The 15,376-nt window shown below is 43.0% G+C and carries 16 protein-coding genes; 8 read left to right on the forward strand and 8 right to left on the reverse strand.

From position 1 onward, the window contains the following. Positions 1-9 precede the first annotated feature (9 nt). Both J2Z28_RS15705 and J2Z28_RS15710 read left to right on the forward strand, forming a co-directional pair. Positions 10-882 (forward strand): carbohydrate ABC transporter permease, encoded by an 873-nt coding sequence (locus tag J2Z28_RS15705; protein WP_036670879.1) that lies wholly within the window; start codon positions 10-12, stop codon positions 880-882. Between the two features lies 1 nt (position 883). Then, entirely contained in the window at positions 884-1,714 is an 831-nt protein-coding gene (locus J2Z28_RS15710; RefSeq protein ID WP_017688542.1) for a carbohydrate ABC transporter permease, read from the forward strand. Between the two features lie 117 nt (positions 1,715-1,831). Here the strand turns inward: J2Z28_RS15710 and J2Z28_RS15715 are convergent, their stop codons facing one another. Together J2Z28_RS15715 and helD are read right to left on the reverse strand one after the other, a co-directional pair. Continuing rightward, complete coding sequence (locus J2Z28_RS15715) at positions 1,832-2,536, reverse strand: SDR family oxidoreductase (RefSeq protein WP_211083188.1); 705 nt, start codon at positions 2,534-2,536, stop codon at positions 1,832-1,834. A 221-nt stretch (positions 2,537-2,757) separates the two neighbouring features. Further along, complete coding sequence (helD, locus tag J2Z28_RS15720) at positions 2,758-5,172, reverse strand: RNA polymerase recycling motor HelD (RefSeq protein ID WP_211083189.1); 2,415 nt, start codon at positions 5,170-5,172, stop codon at positions 2,758-2,760. 368 nt (positions 5,173-5,540) lie between these two features. Between helD and J2Z28_RS15725 the strand changes: the two genes are divergently transcribed. From J2Z28_RS15725 to J2Z28_RS15735, 3 genes are all read left to right on the forward strand, one after another. Further along, entirely contained in the window at positions 5,541-5,858 is a 318-nt protein-coding gene (locus J2Z28_RS15725; RefSeq protein WP_017688544.1) for a winged helix-turn-helix transcriptional regulator, read from the forward strand. A 146-nt stretch (positions 5,859-6,004) separates the two neighbouring features. Further along, a complete protein-coding gene (locus J2Z28_RS15730; protein WP_211083190.1) occupies positions 6,005-6,883 on the forward strand; it encodes an SDR family oxidoreductase in 879 nt (292 codons plus the stop codon). 231 nt (positions 6,884-7,114) lie between these two features. Beyond that, complete coding sequence (locus tag J2Z28_RS15735; protein WP_211083191.1) at positions 7,115-8,095, forward strand: aldo/keto reductase; 981 nt, start codon at positions 7,115-7,117, stop codon at positions 8,093-8,095. 74 nt (positions 8,096-8,169) lie between these two features. Here the strand turns inward: J2Z28_RS15735 and J2Z28_RS15740 are convergent, their stop codons facing one another. Both J2Z28_RS15740 and J2Z28_RS31245 read right to left on the reverse strand, forming a co-directional pair. Continuing rightward, positions 8,170-8,541 (reverse strand): iron chaperone, encoded by a 372-nt coding sequence (locus J2Z28_RS15740; protein WP_076317922.1) that lies wholly within the window; start codon positions 8,539-8,541, stop codon positions 8,170-8,172. A gap of 128 nt (positions 8,542-8,669) precedes the next feature. Then, positions 8,670-9,014: an HIT family protein gene (locus J2Z28_RS31245; RefSeq protein WP_342357509.1), complete on the reverse strand. Its 345-nt coding sequence runs from the start codon at positions 9,012-9,014 to the stop codon at positions 8,670-8,672. Positions 9,015-9,448: 434 nt separating this feature from the next. On the opposite strand from J2Z28_RS31245, the gene J2Z28_RS15750 reads away from it, so the two are divergent. Next, positions 9,449-9,970, forward strand: a complete 522-nt coding sequence (locus tag J2Z28_RS15750) for a hypothetical protein (RefSeq protein ID WP_211083192.1) — start codon at positions 9,449-9,451, stop codon at positions 9,968-9,970. A 195-nt stretch (positions 9,971-10,165) separates the two neighbouring features. On the opposite strand, the gene J2Z28_RS15755 is transcribed toward J2Z28_RS15750, so the two are convergent. Then, positions 10,166-11,206: an NAD(P)-dependent alcohol dehydrogenase gene (locus J2Z28_RS15755; protein ID WP_211083193.1), complete on the reverse strand. Its 1,041-nt coding sequence runs from the start codon at positions 11,204-11,206 to the stop codon at positions 10,166-10,168. Positions 11,207-11,398: 192 nt separating this feature from the next. On the opposite strand from J2Z28_RS15755, the gene J2Z28_RS15760 reads away from it, so the two are divergent. Further along, positions 11,399-11,812, forward strand: coding sequence for a MerR family transcriptional regulator (locus J2Z28_RS15760; protein ID WP_415841471.1), 414 nt, complete (start codon positions 11,399-11,401; stop codon positions 11,810-11,812). Positions 11,813-11,911: 99 nt separating this feature from the next. Here the strand turns inward: J2Z28_RS15760 and J2Z28_RS15765 are convergent, their stop codons facing one another. Next, positions 11,912-12,490: a TetR/AcrR family transcriptional regulator gene (locus J2Z28_RS15765; protein ID WP_211083195.1), complete on the reverse strand. Its 579-nt coding sequence runs from the start codon at positions 12,488-12,490 to the stop codon at positions 11,912-11,914. Positions 12,491-12,776: 286 nt separating this feature from the next. On the opposite strand from J2Z28_RS15765, the gene J2Z28_RS15770 reads away from it, so the two are divergent. Beyond that, entirely contained in the window at positions 12,777-13,700 is a 924-nt protein-coding gene (locus J2Z28_RS15770; RefSeq protein WP_211083196.1) for an AraC family transcriptional regulator, read from the forward strand. Positions 13,701-13,850: 150 nt separating this feature from the next. Here the strand turns inward: J2Z28_RS15770 and J2Z28_RS15775 are convergent, their stop codons facing one another. Next, complete coding sequence (locus J2Z28_RS15775) at positions 13,851-14,873, reverse strand: NADH:flavin oxidoreductase/NADH oxidase (RefSeq protein ID WP_211083197.1); 1,023 nt, start codon at positions 14,871-14,873, stop codon at positions 13,851-13,853. Between the two features lie 108 nt (positions 14,874-14,981). Further along, positions 14,982-15,326 carry a rhodanese-like domain-containing protein gene (locus J2Z28_RS15780; RefSeq protein ID WP_017688554.1) on the reverse strand — a complete coding sequence of 115 codons (345 nt, stop codon included), beginning with the start codon at positions 15,324-15,326 and terminating at the stop codon, positions 14,982-14,984. Positions 15,327-15,376 lie beyond the last annotated feature (50 nt).

Here is a 15,376-nt window from a genome sequence, read left to right on the forward strand (position 1 = left end):
GTGTGAGACATGAAAAGGACTAAAAATTTGTATTCGTATTACATGATATTTCCCGCACTGATCATCTACTCCATCTTTTTTGTTGTGCCTGCTCTCGCCGCTTTCTATTACTCATTCACGGATTGGCGGCTGGATCGGCTGGAGCTGAAGTTCATCGGGTGGGATAATTTCCAGAAAATTTTCTCGGACAAAACGCTGATTCTGGCGCTGAAAAACACGGCGATATTTGCGATTGTCACCGTCGTTGGCAAAAATGTCATCGGTCTATTGCTGGCCGTAGGACTTAACATGCGATTAAGAACAAAGAACCTGCTGCGCGCGATCTTCTACTCCCCTTCCATACTCAGCATTCTTGTGATCAGCATTCTGTTCACTCCCATGTTGCGTACCGAAGGTACAATCAACAATTTGTTGGAATCTGTAGGATTACATTCGTTAAGCCAAGCTTGGCTGACTAACCCATCGATTGTGATCTGGACGATTGCCATCGTCTCGATCTGGCAGAGTGCCGGGTTCCAGATGGCTATCTATCTGGCGGGCCTGCAGTCCATTTCTCAAGAGTATTACGAAGCAGCCAAGATTGATGGCGCAAGTTCGTGGAGAAGTTTTTTCAAAATCACACTACCACTCTTGCTGCCCGCAATTAACATTAACCTGATGCTGACATTGATCGGTGGACTCAAAGTATTCTCCGAAGTATATGTCATGACCGGTGGTGGCCCGGGTAACGCTTCCCAGGTCGTAGGTACAATCATTCTGCGATCTTTCGGCGAAGGCAACTGGGGACTTGGTACGGCGGTCAACACCCTTCTGTTCGTGGTCGTTACCATTATCGCTATACCGCTATTGATCTTCATGCGGCGTAAGGAGGTTACGGAATAACATGGGCTATACACGCAAACTCGCCATCCGCAACTATATCGTGGAAGGTTTCCTGATTCTGGCCTCTCTTATCGTTCTGTTGCCGCTTGTCATTCTGATCTTTGGTTCATTCAAAACCAGCGCCGAAGTGCTTAGCTTCTCCCTGAGTTTTCCGGAAACATGGCAGTTCTCGAACTATGTTCGTGTCTTCCAGGAAGGCGGTCTGTCGCGTGCGTTCTTCAACAGCATTTTGATTACTGGCGTATCTTCCATCATTAATATCGTTGCTTCTTCGGCAGCAGCATTCATTCTTGCACGTCGGGAAACCAAACTATCCGGCACGATCTACATGTATTTCTTCATGGGACTTATTGCGCCAATGTCGATTATTACGACTATACGGGTCGTGCAGGGATTGGGATTCTACGGCAGCATCACAAGTGTTATCCTGATCTACGCCGCGTTAAATACAGCCTTCAGTGTATTCTTGTATAGTGGATTCATCAAAACCATTCCACGAGCGCTGGACGAAGTGGCATTTCTGGAAGGAGCAAGTGTGTTCGGGGTGTTCTTCCGCATCGTCACACCGCTCATCCTGCCCGTTAACGCAACGGTAGCGATCATGGTGTTCATGTCCGTCTGGAATGACATCACAATTCCGGTATACTTCCTGACAGACAGTTCCACTTGGACGATGCCACTGTCGATCTACAATTTCTACGGCAAATATAGCCGGGACTGGAACCTGATCTTCGCCAATCTTGTGCTTACTTCGCTGCCTGTATTCATCCTGTATCTATTTGGGCAAAAATATATTGTCAGCGGCCTTACTGCTGGTGCAGTTAAAGGTTAAACCTCATATTCTCACCTTTCTTGAAGGAATGGAATTGGAGAATTCATGACGTACTCAACCCCCACCAGATCTGGCGGGGGTTGTTTTATTTATAGCGAGAAATGTATCTACAGCTCTCTATTTTTGAAACAATTGCGGGTAAAGGGCAGCAACACCACCAGCAAGACCCTGTTGTACATTCCGACTGGTATCATCAGCAATAATCTCGTAGAGATCCGCTTCGATGGAATCTATTGCAATTTTGGCAATATCCGTTGGGCTCGTTTTTGGTGCGTCGATACCTGCCGTCATATCCGTATCCATGAACGCCACGTGCAATCCGGCAACGCTAACGTTCTTAGGCGCTAATTCCAGACGTAATGCATTCGTAATTCCCCACTGAGCGGATTTTGCAGCTGAATATGCACCTGAGTTACCAAGGCTGAGCCAAGATAGAGCAGACAGGATATTCAGTATCGAACCGCCACCATTCTTCTCTATCACCGGTGCAAACGCACGAATCATTGAAAGCGTACCGAATACATGTGTATTGAACTCCAAGTGAATATCGTTCAGCTCACCTGTGAGCAGAGAAGCACCCGTAGCGGAACCAGCATTATTGATTAAAAGGGTTACATCACTAGCTACCTCAACTGCAGCCATGACAGATTGTGAATCCGTAATATCGAGTTGAAGCGGAATAGCCCCCGGCAGATCAATGGATTCAGGGTTTCGCGCGCCAGCATACACTTTGGTTCCCCTCGCCAGCAGTTCAAGAGCAAGTTCCTTGCCCAACCCTCGGTTAGCCCCACTTACTATAGCAACTTGTTTCGAAATATTCATTTATTATTACTCCCTCTCATTGAGAATGTATTCATTTTCGAGCTGTTATGGGAATGATCATTCTCATAACTCCCAATATCAATCTATCACATCAGGAACGATCAGTAAAGAATAACTTTTATGATTCATGTCTTTAGTAAAAGAAGATGCCCGATAACCTTTGAAAAAAGGCTCCGAGCATCTTTCTTTGGTCCTTCATTGAGAACGGATTTACATATGGATTATGATTTTATGTCATACAGATTCGCAGGTAACGCCTGCACAAATGGTGACCAGTCGCTCACTGTATATAGATGAAGTCGGTGCATGGCTCGTGTGCACGCCGTATACAGAAGCTTGCGATCATATTCCTGGCTGTAAGCAACGGGTGAAGCATCATAGACCAGGACAGCATCGAACTCAACGCCTTTGGCGAGATACACAGGAATAACCATGATTCCTTTTTCGAAAATCTGTGTGTCCTTTGTTATGAGCTGCAACCCTTCGCCGCCTTGACTTTGCAACCTTTCATAGGCGTCACGGCTTTCAGCCGCGGTTTTCGTAATCACAGCGATGGAATCAAACCCCTCCGCCTTAAGCGCGGCGATGTCTGCGAAAATCTGCGCACCACGCAGCTTATCGTCCTTCAATTTTGTTAAAAGAGGCTTCTGATCTCCCCTTTCAAACGGTCTGATCTCTCCCCCCCCTGGGAGCATGCATTTCGTGAATTCAACAATCTCTCTGGTTGAACGATAACTGCGTACCAGGCGTATCAATGTAGTTTCGCCTTCTCCATATAGGTGAACCAATGGCGAGTTGGATGCTGCCAAATCCGTAGCCTGCATAAAGATGGCTTGCCCGAAATCCCCCAGCACCGTCATGCGGGCACGAGGAAACAGTTTCTTGAGATATTCGTATTGAAACGCCGAATAATCCTGGCCTTCATCGACAAAGACATAACGAATCTCTGTGTTCGTCCGGACGCCTTCGATCATCTCTTTTACATATAAATACGGGGTAGCATCCTCATGGAACAGCTTGTTCTGAAGGATCATTGCGTTGGTCTGTTTACAAATCTCAGGCCAGTGCTGTGGGGGGATTGCCCCATTCGTTTGTTCCCGATAAGCGGCTTCATCTACAAATAGTTGTTCGTATATCCCTTTCACATCCACGAACTGAAATTTCCGCACACTCTTTCTTAAAGGTTTAAACATGTCTTTCACCAATTTCTGACGAAGCAACTCTTCTTCCCGCACTGCAAAGTTAAAGGCGCCCTCATCTTGCACTGCCTTGTTATTTCCGTTATCTCGAGCTGCATATTTTTCTGCCACATCAAACACAGGCTTTTCTTTGTGCAACATGCGGAAAGCTTCCACATACTCATCCGTGTCCAGATAATTCAATTCCTCCTGAACCCAGTCTGCTTCCCGCTCCAGACGTTCCAGCGAAACAAGTTCTCTCAGCAACCATTCCTGCAAAAGAAGAATGCGGTTGGACAAGGTAAGATTTTGATCCAAACTGTAAAATTGAGTCTTAATTCGGTCCGCAGTGATGAATTCACGTCCCCGAAATTGAATCCCGTTAAACCGCATCCCTTCTCTTCCTAACCACTTACCGTAGTTTTGGAGCACTTCAAGGAATGTCTCGGAAGCTTTGTACTTAATCGCCTCCAGACGAGCTTCATATCCCGGATCATTCTGAGCTGTTAGCACATATTCAATCTGGTCAAAGGCATCCTCTGGTCGGATGGAGGAATCCAGCCAATAATTCAGATATTCCTGGAAAGTTGTCTGCTGCATGTTCTCTTCGCCAAGTTCCGGGAGTACGGTTGAGATATAACTGGTAAACATCGGATTCGGCGAGAAAAGCACAATCTGATCTGCTTTGACGGTCTGGCGGTGTTTATATAGTAAGTAAGCGACTCGCTGTAACACAGCGGACGTCTTGCCACTGCCAGCTGCCCCCTGAACGATAAGCATTCGACTTCGGTCATCACGGATAATGGCGTTCTGTTCCTTCTGGATCGTTGCTACAATGCTCTTCATTTGTGAGTCTGCACCCTTGGCGAGCACTTGCTGCAACAATTCGTCACCAATCGTCTCAGTTGAATCAAACATGCTATGAAGCTGCCCATGTTGAATCTGGAATTGACGCTTGAGCTCCATCTTTCCGTCGATTCGTCCTGAAGGTGTGTCATAACTTGCTGGCCCGGGAGAGTGATCATAGTACAGACTCGCAATTGGCGTACGCCAGTCATAGATTAGAAAGTTCAATCCATCTTCATCCATGAAGGATGATACGCCGATGTAGATCTGTTCCGTCAATGTCATGCCTTTTTCCTTATAGTCGAAACGGCCAAAATACGGCGTTGGAAGCAGTCTCTTTGTATTTTTCCATTGTTGTGTTAACAGCTTGTGCCCGCGCTCCCTCTCGGCCAACACTCTCGACTGCTGATTAATGGTATAAAATGCATCTTCAAAATCCGTGTACGAACCCGTATTAATCGTCACTTCTTCCCAGAATCGTTTACGAATTTCGGCAGCCTGTTCATGCAGTCCGGCAACCTTCGGTTCTAACTCGTCGAGTCTTGCCTGAAGCTTGTTCCTCACCTGCACTAATCTTTCCTCTTCCAACTTCCAATCGTTTGTTTTATCCATGAATGAGTCCACTCCCTTTTCCATTTATTAGGACCAAAAAAAGAGCATTGACAAATCGGAATGTCGGATGTAAAATTAAATTAGGAGAAATAATAGTTCACCCTTTTTATTTAATCAAAATGTCAAGTGCGCTATAGATTATATCATGGCTTTTTTTCACGTTCAATGCTTTTTTTCGTTCTGTCTGAGTTGAACAATAATTTATATTATATAAGGTGTCCCTCGAGCTACACTGGGGGCATCTTTTTTTGTGTCCTGGGCATGGTTCATACCCTGAATGCGCTGTAAGCTATACACCCCTTTATATATTCGATAAAATGAACGAAACATGAAACATGAGTTGATGCTTTTGGGAGGGATACATAAATATGAATATAGAACCTGTGGAGGACCGTTGTCCTGTTGAGTTTGCAGTCAATATGATTGGTGGGAAATGGAAGCTATTAATTATAAATCGGCTCATCCGCCATTCAACAATTCGATTCAATGAATTGCAGAAAATGCTTGATCCCATTACCCATCGCACGTTAACCAGGCAATTACGAGAACTTGAAGAAGCTGGTTTGATAAACCGTGTTACCCACCCTGTAGTTCCGCCTAAAGTCGAATATTCCCTTACAGAAAAAGGACAAAGCCTGACTTCGATCTTGTTTCAGCTAGGTGATTGGGGATCGAAACATATGTAAAACGCCTTCCCATAGTATCCTAAGGGATACTCTATATCATTTATGTGCGTACTTACGCTCCTATTCTAAATCCGTTATGCTGAGGTCATTGCTGAGTGTTAACTCATTCATTCCAATCACATATTGAAAGGAAGTTATTGACCACTATGACACAGAATGATCGATTTTTAGTATATGGGGCATCGGGCTCCCAAGGCGGCGCTGTCGCTCAATTACTCGTTCAACACGGTTGTGAGGTTCGCACGATTACTCGAAATGAGGCAACAGCCAAAACACTGAAGGAACAAAACATTGAAGCTTTCATCGGGGATCTATCAGATGTGGAACAGCTCCATACGGCGCATGAAGGTGTAAGTAAAGTATTCCTGAACCTGCCGGTGGAGTTCAATTCGGATAAGATCAGACAATATACCAAAAATGCAATTGATGCTGCTATACAGGCAAACGTTAAATTGATTGTAGTTAACACGGGTACCTATGTTCCTGACCCTATCACCCATTCCAAAGGAATTGAATTGAAACGTGAAGTTATCCATGAATTGCAGCAAAGTGGTCTTCCATATATCATTGTGGAACCCATTGTATACTTGGAAAACTTCCTGATTCCCGGAATACTGAACAATGGCGTTTTGGCCTACCCGGTACCAGCAGACAAGCCGATCTCCTGGATTAGCTTAAACGATGCAGCTCAATTCCACTATTATGCCTTGACTCATTCGGAATTGGCAGGAAGCATTATCCCAGCACCTGGATTAGAAGCCCTGACAGGTGTACAATTAGCGGAACAATTCAGTGCTGTATTAGGTGAAAAGATCAGCTTCATGTCTCTACCTTTTGATCATTTTGAAGCAGCGATTCAGCCTTTGTTGGGAAGTGAGACAGCAGCAGGTCTTAAAGGATTGTACCAATGGATTGATGGGCATACAGATCTTCTTCCACGGTATGAAGAGTTGGATGATAACATCAAAGCCAATCTTAAATTAACCAAAATAAGCGATTGGATTCATCGAACAATGATTAAATAATATTTTATGAACAAGCCCTTTGAATCTCCAACGGAGAAACGAGTGGCTTGTTCTTTTTATATGAGAACTTTAATGGACTCAACTGATGCAGATTCAGAGATTGTGATAGGAATAGGCAAAACTTTGATAGAAATGTGGTACAGGTTGGTTCATTCGATATGACATAATAATGTGTATATAGATCACCGTACAGGTGGAAATAATAAACATTAGAAAGGATTTGAACATAACATGGAATATACGAAACTTGGTAATACAGGCTTGGACGTATCTCGATTTTGCCTGGGATGTATGGGATTTGGGGACGCCAGTAAATGGGTTCATGAATGGGTACTGAATGAAGAAAATTCTCGCCCGGTGATAAAGAAAGCGCTGGAACTAGGCATTAATTTCTTCGATACAGCGAATGTATACTCTCTGGGTACAAGCGAGGAGTATCTTGGTCGGGCGTTAAAAGATTATGCCAATCGGGATGAGGTTGTCATTGCTACCAAAGTACACGGACAAATGCATCAAGGACCCAACGGTTCTGGTCTTTCCAGAAAAGCCATCCTGAGTGAGATTGATAAAAGCCTGAAACGATTGGAAACCGATTATGTGGATCTCTATATCATTCATCGTTGGGACTACAATACGCCTACTGAAGAAACCATGGAAGCCTTACATGATGTGGTGAAGTCCGGTAAAGTGAGATATATTGGCGCTTCGGCCATGTTTGCATGGCAGTTCCAAAAAGCATTACATGTAGCAGAGAAAAATGGTTGGACCAAGTTTGTCTCCATGCAGAACCACTTGAATCTCATCTACCGTGAAGAGGAACGAGAAATGTTGCCTTTATGCAAGGAAGAAAAGATTGGTGTGACTCCTTACAGTCCTCTTGCTTCAGGCAGGTTAACCCGTGATTGGTCCGTATCAACACTTCGATCCGAGACAGACAAAATTCAGAAATCCAAGTACAATGCAACAAGTGATGCGGATCGGCTTGTTGTTGAACGAGTTGCATCCATTGCAGAAAAATACGGTGTCCCTCGCACACACATTGCACTTGCCTGGTTGCTGCAAAAAAACACTGTAGCGGCTCCAATTATCGGTGCCACCAAAATATCGCATCTGGAAGATGCGGTAGGTGCTCTTTCTGTTAAATTGACCTCAGAAGACGTCTCATTCCTTGAAGAGCCCTATGTCCCTCACCCTGTAGTAGGTGCTCAATGATCGCTTTAGCTTAAAGTACAGAAGACCTCCTCTTTCCGCATCCGGAAGTTGGGGTCTTCTTTTTATATCGCGATTTATTTACGCCAAAATGTTGAACATTCTGCCTTATCCGCTATATTGAACTCAATCATTCTCTCAAGTAACGAAAAATCAATCTCCTGTTTCCACTTCATTCGCACCAACTCTTTGGTGTGATCATACCCCGCCTGAGTGATCTCTTCCGAAAAACGATTAATTCCTGCCTTCTCGGGAGCAACAGCCAAGTGTTGCTTGGATACACTAAAGCCAATAATAAAGGTATCATGGTCGGTAAACATCGGTTGATTCCAGGCTATTTTTTGCTTTAAATTCGGGAATTTTTCAGTGACCCAGTTCAAAACTTCTTCCGTTCGTGCCTGGTGTTCCGGGTTATCGATGCGTGCTATAAATTCTGCAAAGGTCTCCATTAGTTTCCCCCTATAACAAGAAATCTACTACATATATTGTCCCATTCAAACTCATTCTATCATGAATATCAAATTCAAAAACCCTTATCTGCCGATAACTCAACAAAAAATGAGCAGCCTGCTAGACTTTAGATATTTTCCTCTATCCAAGATCGCAACTTATCCGCATAGAAAGCGCAGTCATCTGGATCGGACGGAGAACCATTTGTCAAATACAGTTGATCATTCACGTATCTAGGGTAAACATGCAGATGATAATGCCACACGTCTTGATTGCCAGCAGGTTCATTATGTTGCCGTGTCGAAATCCCATCACATCCATATGTACTTTTCATTGCAAATGCTGTAAGCTGAGCCGCGCGGTGAATTTCAACAGCGTAATCCGCAGGGAGTTCAAAAATATTCTCGAAATGTTGATTGGGAACAATAAGAACATGTCCTTTATTGTTTGGCCACCATTTGCCGCTATAAATGCCGTTACCTTTTCATTCTGATAGATGATATCCCTTTGTTTTGTTCCCTGATCAGGTCGCTCGATACCCCAAATACGACAAAATGGACATTCATACCCTTCAGGCTGATGTGAAAATGATGCCTTCATCTTTCTCATTCCACTCCTTTCATGTTCGCTTCACTAGTTATTAGACGCAGTTACCTTCTGTTCGTTGCGATATTCTGCCCGTAGTGTAACGTCCTGTTTTAAACATGTATAATTCACTTGGTAAATTGTACAGATGGATCTATTTTTTTATGATAATATTTCTAATGTTGTTTACATAACAAAACATTATGGGGGTTTATTTTAATTGCAGAAAAAGAAAGTTATAATTTCATTGAGAGAACTATTAGTTCCCGTAGATGCAGAATTTCACTTCAGTGTTGCAAACGAAAATCAAATCAACGTTGCATGATGAAGAAAAAATATATTAAAATCGTCATTTTCGTTGTCGTTTTAATGATTATTTCTTCAACTTTTATTCTAATTGAGAACTCAATCACCAAGAAAGAAATTGAGGTTAATTCGAATTATTATACTGGTTTTGTTTCGAGAGTACAGAAATTGTATGATACACTTTCTCAAACCAGTGAGGTAGAGTCTAATGAAGAAATCGATCAAATGTTTAATGTTTATACTTCCATTATTTTAGTGAATGACCGATTGACTCTCCTTAAAGAAAATACTAAAAATTTCTCTGATGTAAACATTCTTATAAATGACTTTTTAATATTTAGGAATGAATATGGTTATCTTCTAAAGGACCAAATAAAAGGTAATCGTGCAGATTCTGAAGTACTTATAAAAGTGGTCAAACAGATCAAATTATTCCTGAATGACTTGCCAATAGAGTACCAGAATTCCAAGGAATTTTCTGATAAATTTAATGCAGCTGCTGACCATATTAAGCCTTTATTACATCTTAATTTCTAATCTATTTGAGCCGCCGTTGCGGCTCTTTTTCTACTTATACATATAATGTTAAAAGAATTGTTAATATTAAATATGAACTTTCACCAAGAAAGTGAGCTATAAAACTATCCTTCAATGAACAAAACAGAAAAGCAGCTAACCTTATCGGCAGCTGCTTTCTACTATCTTTAACTATCATTATTGCACACTTCACAATTACATGGTGCTGATATCAATAACAAAGCGATATTTCACGTCGGAAGCCAGTACACGTTTGTATGCTTCGTCAATCTGGTCAGCGGAGATAACCTCAATATTAGGCGCAATATCATGTTCTGCACAGAAATCAAGCATTTCCTGTGTCTCTCGAATGCCACCAATCATAGATCCTGCGAATGAACGGCGATGACCGATGAGTGAGAATACGTTAACAGCTAAGGGCTCTGCAGGAGCACCCACGTTCACGAGTGTACCATCGAGTGTGAGCAGTGAGAAATAAGCGTTAATGTCAATATTCGCACTTACTGTGTTAATCATCAGATCAAATGTGCCTGCAAGTTTCTCGAATGTTTCCGGTTCGCTTGTAGCAAAGTAGTGATCTGCACCAAATTGCAGTCCATCTTCTTTTTTGCTCAAGGATTGGGAGAGAACCGTTACTTCCGCACCCATCGCATGTGCAATTTTGACAGCCATATGACCTAGACCACCCATACCTACAACGGCAACCTTCTTACCTGGGCCAGCTCCCCAGTGATGCAGTGGCGAATATGTCGTAATACCGGCACAGAGCAAAGGTGCAGCAGCATCAAGTGCAATGTTATCAGGGATGCGAACGATGAAATCCTCTACGACAACAATGTGAGTTGAATATCCACCTTGCGTAGGCTCACCGTATTTGTCTACCCCAGCATAAGTGGGGATATTTCCTTTGAGACAGTATTGCTCTTCACCTTTGCGGCAGTTATCACACTCGCCACAAGAGTCAACCATACATCCGACTCCTACTCGGTCACCGACTTTGTAATTGGAGACCCCTGTTCCTACATCGGTTACAATCCCGGCAATCTCGTGTCCAGGAACGAGTGGATAATTCACGGGGCCCCATTCACCGTGGGCAGTATGAATGTCAGAATGGCAGATACCGGCATATTTAATCTCGATTAATACATCATTGGTATCCAGATCACGTCGTTTAATTTCAGCACTTCTGAATTGTTGGTCTGGTCCGTCAACGGCTCTGGCTTTAGCTATAATCAATGGTATAACCTCCTAGTAATTTAAAGTTCAAAATAATCTTACCCCCTCTAGTTAACTCTAGGTCAAATGTTTATCTTATTTTTTTATCTCCAACGTACTTTGACATTCAGTAATCCAACATGTTAGAATTCACTCGGATCAATCCTAGAGTTAACTCGAAGTCTACCCCTAGTAGAAAGGAATTTTATGAAAATGACCTATTCAATCGGTGAAGTTGCCAAAAAATTAGACCTTACGGTATATACATTGCGTTACTACGACAAGGAAGGACTTATGCCTTTTGTGGAACGTACCACGAGTGGAACACGTTTGTTCAAAGACTCCGACATTGACTTTCTAAAGATCATTCAATGTCTGAAGCTGACCGGCATGCCTATTAAAGACATTAAGGACTTTATTGAATGGTGCTCTGAAGGGGACTCCTCGCTGAAGCAAAGATATGACATGTTTACGGAGCGAAAAGCTATTGTGGAAGCACAAATGGAGGAACTAAGAAGAACCATCGAAGTCATCGAGCACAAACGCTCCTACTACGAAACAGCTTTGGAGGCTGGAACCGAAGAGATTCATAAAATTAAACCGATGGAAAATGCCATCACCAATTAATGGTTCATGCTTTCTATTTTCTAAAATTAGCGCACAAAAAAAGTAGTTTGAAGTCCTCTAACGGATTTCAAGCTACTTTTTTGGGTATGTCTCTACTCATCATTTTTCCAAAAGTTTCATCGTTACATGGATAATCCGGTTTAATTTTTCCTTATCCGTCGAAGTTCTTGCCATGGCTCTGATGCCGACAGAAATATTGTGCAGGTACTCTGCCATTTCCTTCGCATCATGATCAGAAGAGAATTCTCCCTCCCGCTGCCCCCATTGAATAATCTGCTCGAACATTCGCTCAGCTTCGTTAAACGATTCAAGAGATCGGTTGTCCACTTCCTGATCACGTGTGCCCAGCTCCACAGCCGAGTTCACGATCAAACAACCCGATGGCGTATCCTCTGCTTCACTGATCATAACTTCGAAGATTTTATGCAGTGCTTCCACTGCCGTCTTGGATGCCTTGATTTCTGCAAGTAATGTGGTGCTGACCTTACCTCTGTAACGATCCATTGCCTGCAAAAACAGCGAATGTTTGTCGTCAAATGTATCATATATACTTCTGCGATGAATTCCCATATGCTCAACCAGGTCACTCATCGACGTTTTCTCATAACCTTGTTCCCAGAAGATCTTCATTGCTTTATCCAATACTTCGTTCACTTCAAACTCTTTACTTCTAGCCATTCGACTTCCCTCCCAAAATCAATCTAACACATCGGGAACGATCAGTAAATAAAAGATGCAGATACCCTTTTCATTCTCTTATCATGAATTAGCTGAACCGTAAGTGTATATCTTCTGTACTTGTTGTATATCATGACCTGTGTACTTGTGATTATGTAACCAGCAATCAGAATGTCTTATCCATTCCCATCAAATGTTTGCCTATTCCTATCCGTTTTCTACCACCTTCGGTCAATATACGATAGAATGTGATTATTATGTTGTGAGGAAAAAAGGAGAACTTTGCATGCCTGATCAAATACACGAACAACAAAACGAATTAGCCACACTCATTGACCGTTTTTCTGACAATGACGGGGTGCACCCGACGGGAATCCCTTCTTTATTTCTAATCCGTGAATCGGTCGTTACTGAACCTATATTTAGAGTGAATGAACCATCCTTTTGCATTATCGTTCAGGGTGAGAAAGAAGTCCTGCTGGGACAGGATCGTTTCCGGTATGGTCCAGGAAGTTATATCGTGGCAACCGTTGACTTGCCGGTTAGTGGACAAGTGATTCAAGCCTCGTCTGAGGCTCCCTATCTGGCCCTGAAACTTGAATTCACATCAAGTGAGATTCTGGAGGTATTGAACCATTCCGATTTCCCAGCAAGACCGCGAAAAACGACGAGACGTGCGATGTTTGTCAGCCAAGCCGAGCCGTCTCTGCTGGATGCAGTTGTCAGGTTAGCCCGTTTGTTGGAAGATCATTCGGAAGATATCCCTCTGCTCGCTCCTTTGTTCAAAAAAGAAATTCTCTATAAAGTTCTGAAAGGCCCACATGGGATTGCACTAGAACAAGCTACCATGGAAGGCAGCCATACTCATCGAATCAGAGACGTTATTGAATATATTATGAATCATTCTGAGCAGAATTTTCAGGTTGAGGAATTGGCGGATTTGGCGAATATGAGCACTGCCTCACTGCACAGACACTTTAAAGAAGTGACTGCCATGAGCCCAATTCAGTTTCAAAAACAACTTAGACTGCAAGAAGCGCGCCGCCTGTTAATATCCAAGTCCACCGATGCAGCAGATGTAGCATTTCAGGTAGGTTACGAGAGCCCTTCCCAATTCAGCCGTGAATATTCTCGCATGTTCGGATTTCCGCCCAGAGAAGATATTAAACGCTTGAGAGGCGGAAGTGATGAAACGACTACCATCTCTTGACTGGTTACTGGCTAGTATCGTTCCTTTACCTCATCTAGTTTAACCTCAAAAAGGACTCCTTCTGTTTTGCCAGTCGGAGTCCTTCCCTTATGCAAGGATTAATGAAGATCATTAAATCGTTAATACATTAAATATTAAATTATCAATACATTAAAAACCAGTCGTATATTGTTTTGGAACGTCCGTTGTCTTGCGCAAAGCAGTCGCAGCTTCCAAGGCCCAGTAAGGATTTCTTAACAGACCTCTGCCAACTGCAACGAGATCGGCTTCTTCATTGCCGATGACTGCATTCGCCAACGTAGGATCATCGAGTCTTCCAACAGCGATCACGGGCACATCAAGAGCCTCTTTGATTGCTTTAGCGAGAGGTACTTGATAAGCCGCGTGAGTTCCTGGTCTGCCCCATGCAGCAATAGGTCCCTCGCCACCAGATGAGATGTCAAATACATCAACGCCTGCCTCTTGATATGCCTTCGCAAACTCGGAACTTTCGTTAATGCCATAGCCACCTTCGACGTATTCTTTGGCTGAAATACGCATCATCAAGGGCATATCTTCGGGCATCTCTGCCTTTGCAGCCTGAATGATCTCCCGTCCGAATAACGTTAAATCTTGACCATATTCGTCTTCGCGCTTGTTTGTTAGTGGAGAATGGAACTGATGAATCAGATATCCATGTGCGCCATGAATCTCAATTGTATCAAAGCCCGCTTTTACAGCACGAGCTACAGCACTCCGGAATTTTTCAACCATTCCTTTTACCTCATCCGTTGTGAGCGCTCGAGGTTGCTTGGAATTCTCATCAAAGGCGATCGCGGACGGAGCTACTGGAACCTCGGCATCTTCTGCTTTTCGGCCCGCATGAGCAATCTGAATACCAACCTTGGCACCATAACTGTGACACGCATCTACGATCCGCTTCAGAGCCGGGATCTGTTCATCAGACCATAACCCAAGATCATAATCTGAAATTCGGCCATCCGGTTCCACATCTGTCATTTCAATGATAATGAGACCTGTTCCTCCCACGGCACGACTAACGTAGTGCATATAATGCCAATCGGTTGCAATACCATCTTTTTGCTCAACTGAATATTGGCACATTGGTGCCATTACGACACGGTTTTTAAGCTCCAGGCTTTTAAAAGAATATGGACTAAACAAATCTGTCATCAAAATAAAACTCCCCTTTTCATCATGAATCATAAAAATGCATGCGCAAGCATCGAATCAATGCCTACAATTAATAACTCCGTATGATTTAGAACTCACATATATCTTTTACTTCATCACATAAAGACATTCAAATCCATGCTTTCGCAAAATACGAACAGCCTTTTTGGATTGAAGCATACCAGGTGACATTATAATTACGTTATCTTCTCGAAGAAGGTATTTTTCCCATGTGAAAGCAAGACGCCCCAATGAGATGTTAATCGTATCCGGAGTAGGATTAGCCATATAATCCGTCGCATCTCGAATATCAATCACTTTATACTGCCGAAAATCACGCTCTTGTCTAAGAAATACTTGATAATCTATATATTCAAGATTGCGCACTGGCCAAAATTGACGTACAACGATGAAGATACCTAATATGAAGGTCAAAAGCATCAACATAATCATTGTATAGCCCTCTCTTAACTCATCTGATATCGTTGAAAATTTTGTTTTGG

Origin of the sequence: Paenibacillus xylanexedens (genome assembly GCF_017874615.1) — a bacterium.
GTDB classification, from domain to species: domain Bacteria; phylum Bacillota; class Bacilli; order Paenibacillales; family Paenibacillaceae; genus Paenibacillus; species Paenibacillus xylanexedens.

Bases quoted from the DNA above. Each gene is read 5' to 3' on its own strand.
- J2Z28_RS15780 (WP_017688554.1), bottom strand. From the start codon at position 15,326: ATGATTATGTTGATGCTTTTGACCTTCATATTAGGTATCTTCATCGTT.
- J2Z28_RS15735 (WP_211083191.1), top strand. From the start codon at position 7,115: ATGGAATATACGAAACTTGGTAATACAGGCTTGGACGTATCTCGATTT.
- J2Z28_RS15730 (WP_211083190.1), top strand. From the start codon at position 6,005: ATGACACAGAATGATCGATTTTTAGTATATGGGGCATCGGGCTCCCAA.
- J2Z28_RS15765 (WP_211083195.1), bottom strand. From the start codon at position 12,490: ATGGCTAGAAGTAAAGAGTTTGAAGTGAACGAAGTATTGGATAAAGCA.
- J2Z28_RS15760 (WP_415841471.1), top strand. From the start codon at position 11,399: ATGACCTATTCAATCGGTGAAGTTGCCAAAAAATTAGACCTTACGGTA.
- helD (WP_211083189.1), bottom strand. From the start codon at position 5,172: ATGGATAAAACAAACGATTGGAAGTTGGAAGAGGAAAGATTAGTGCAG.
- J2Z28_RS15750 (WP_211083192.1), top strand. From the start codon at position 9,449: ATGATGAAGAAAAAATATATTAAAATCGTCATTTTCGTTGTCGTTTTA.
- J2Z28_RS15710 (WP_017688542.1), top strand. From the start codon at position 884: ATGGGCTATACACGCAAACTCGCCATCCGCAACTATATCGTGGAAGGT.
- J2Z28_RS15770 (WP_211083196.1), top strand. From the start codon at position 12,777: ATGCCTGATCAAATACACGAACAACAAAACGAATTAGCCACACTCATT.
- J2Z28_RS15740 (WP_076317922.1), bottom strand. From the start codon at position 8,541: ATGGAGACCTTTGCAGAATTTATAGCACGCATCGATAACCCGGAACAC.
- J2Z28_RS15715 (WP_211083188.1), bottom strand. From the start codon at position 2,536: ATGAATATTTCGAAACAAGTTGCTATAGTAAGTGGGGCTAACCGAGGG.
- J2Z28_RS15725 (WP_017688544.1), top strand. From the start codon at position 5,541: ATGAATATAGAACCTGTGGAGGACCGTTGTCCTGTTGAGTTTGCAGTC.
- J2Z28_RS15775 (WP_211083197.1), bottom strand. From the start codon at position 14,873: ATGACAGATTTGTTTAGTCCATATTCTTTTAAAAGCCTGGAGCTTAAA.
- J2Z28_RS15705 (WP_036670879.1), top strand. From the start codon at position 10: ATGAAAAGGACTAAAAATTTGTATTCGTATTACATGATATTTCCCGCA.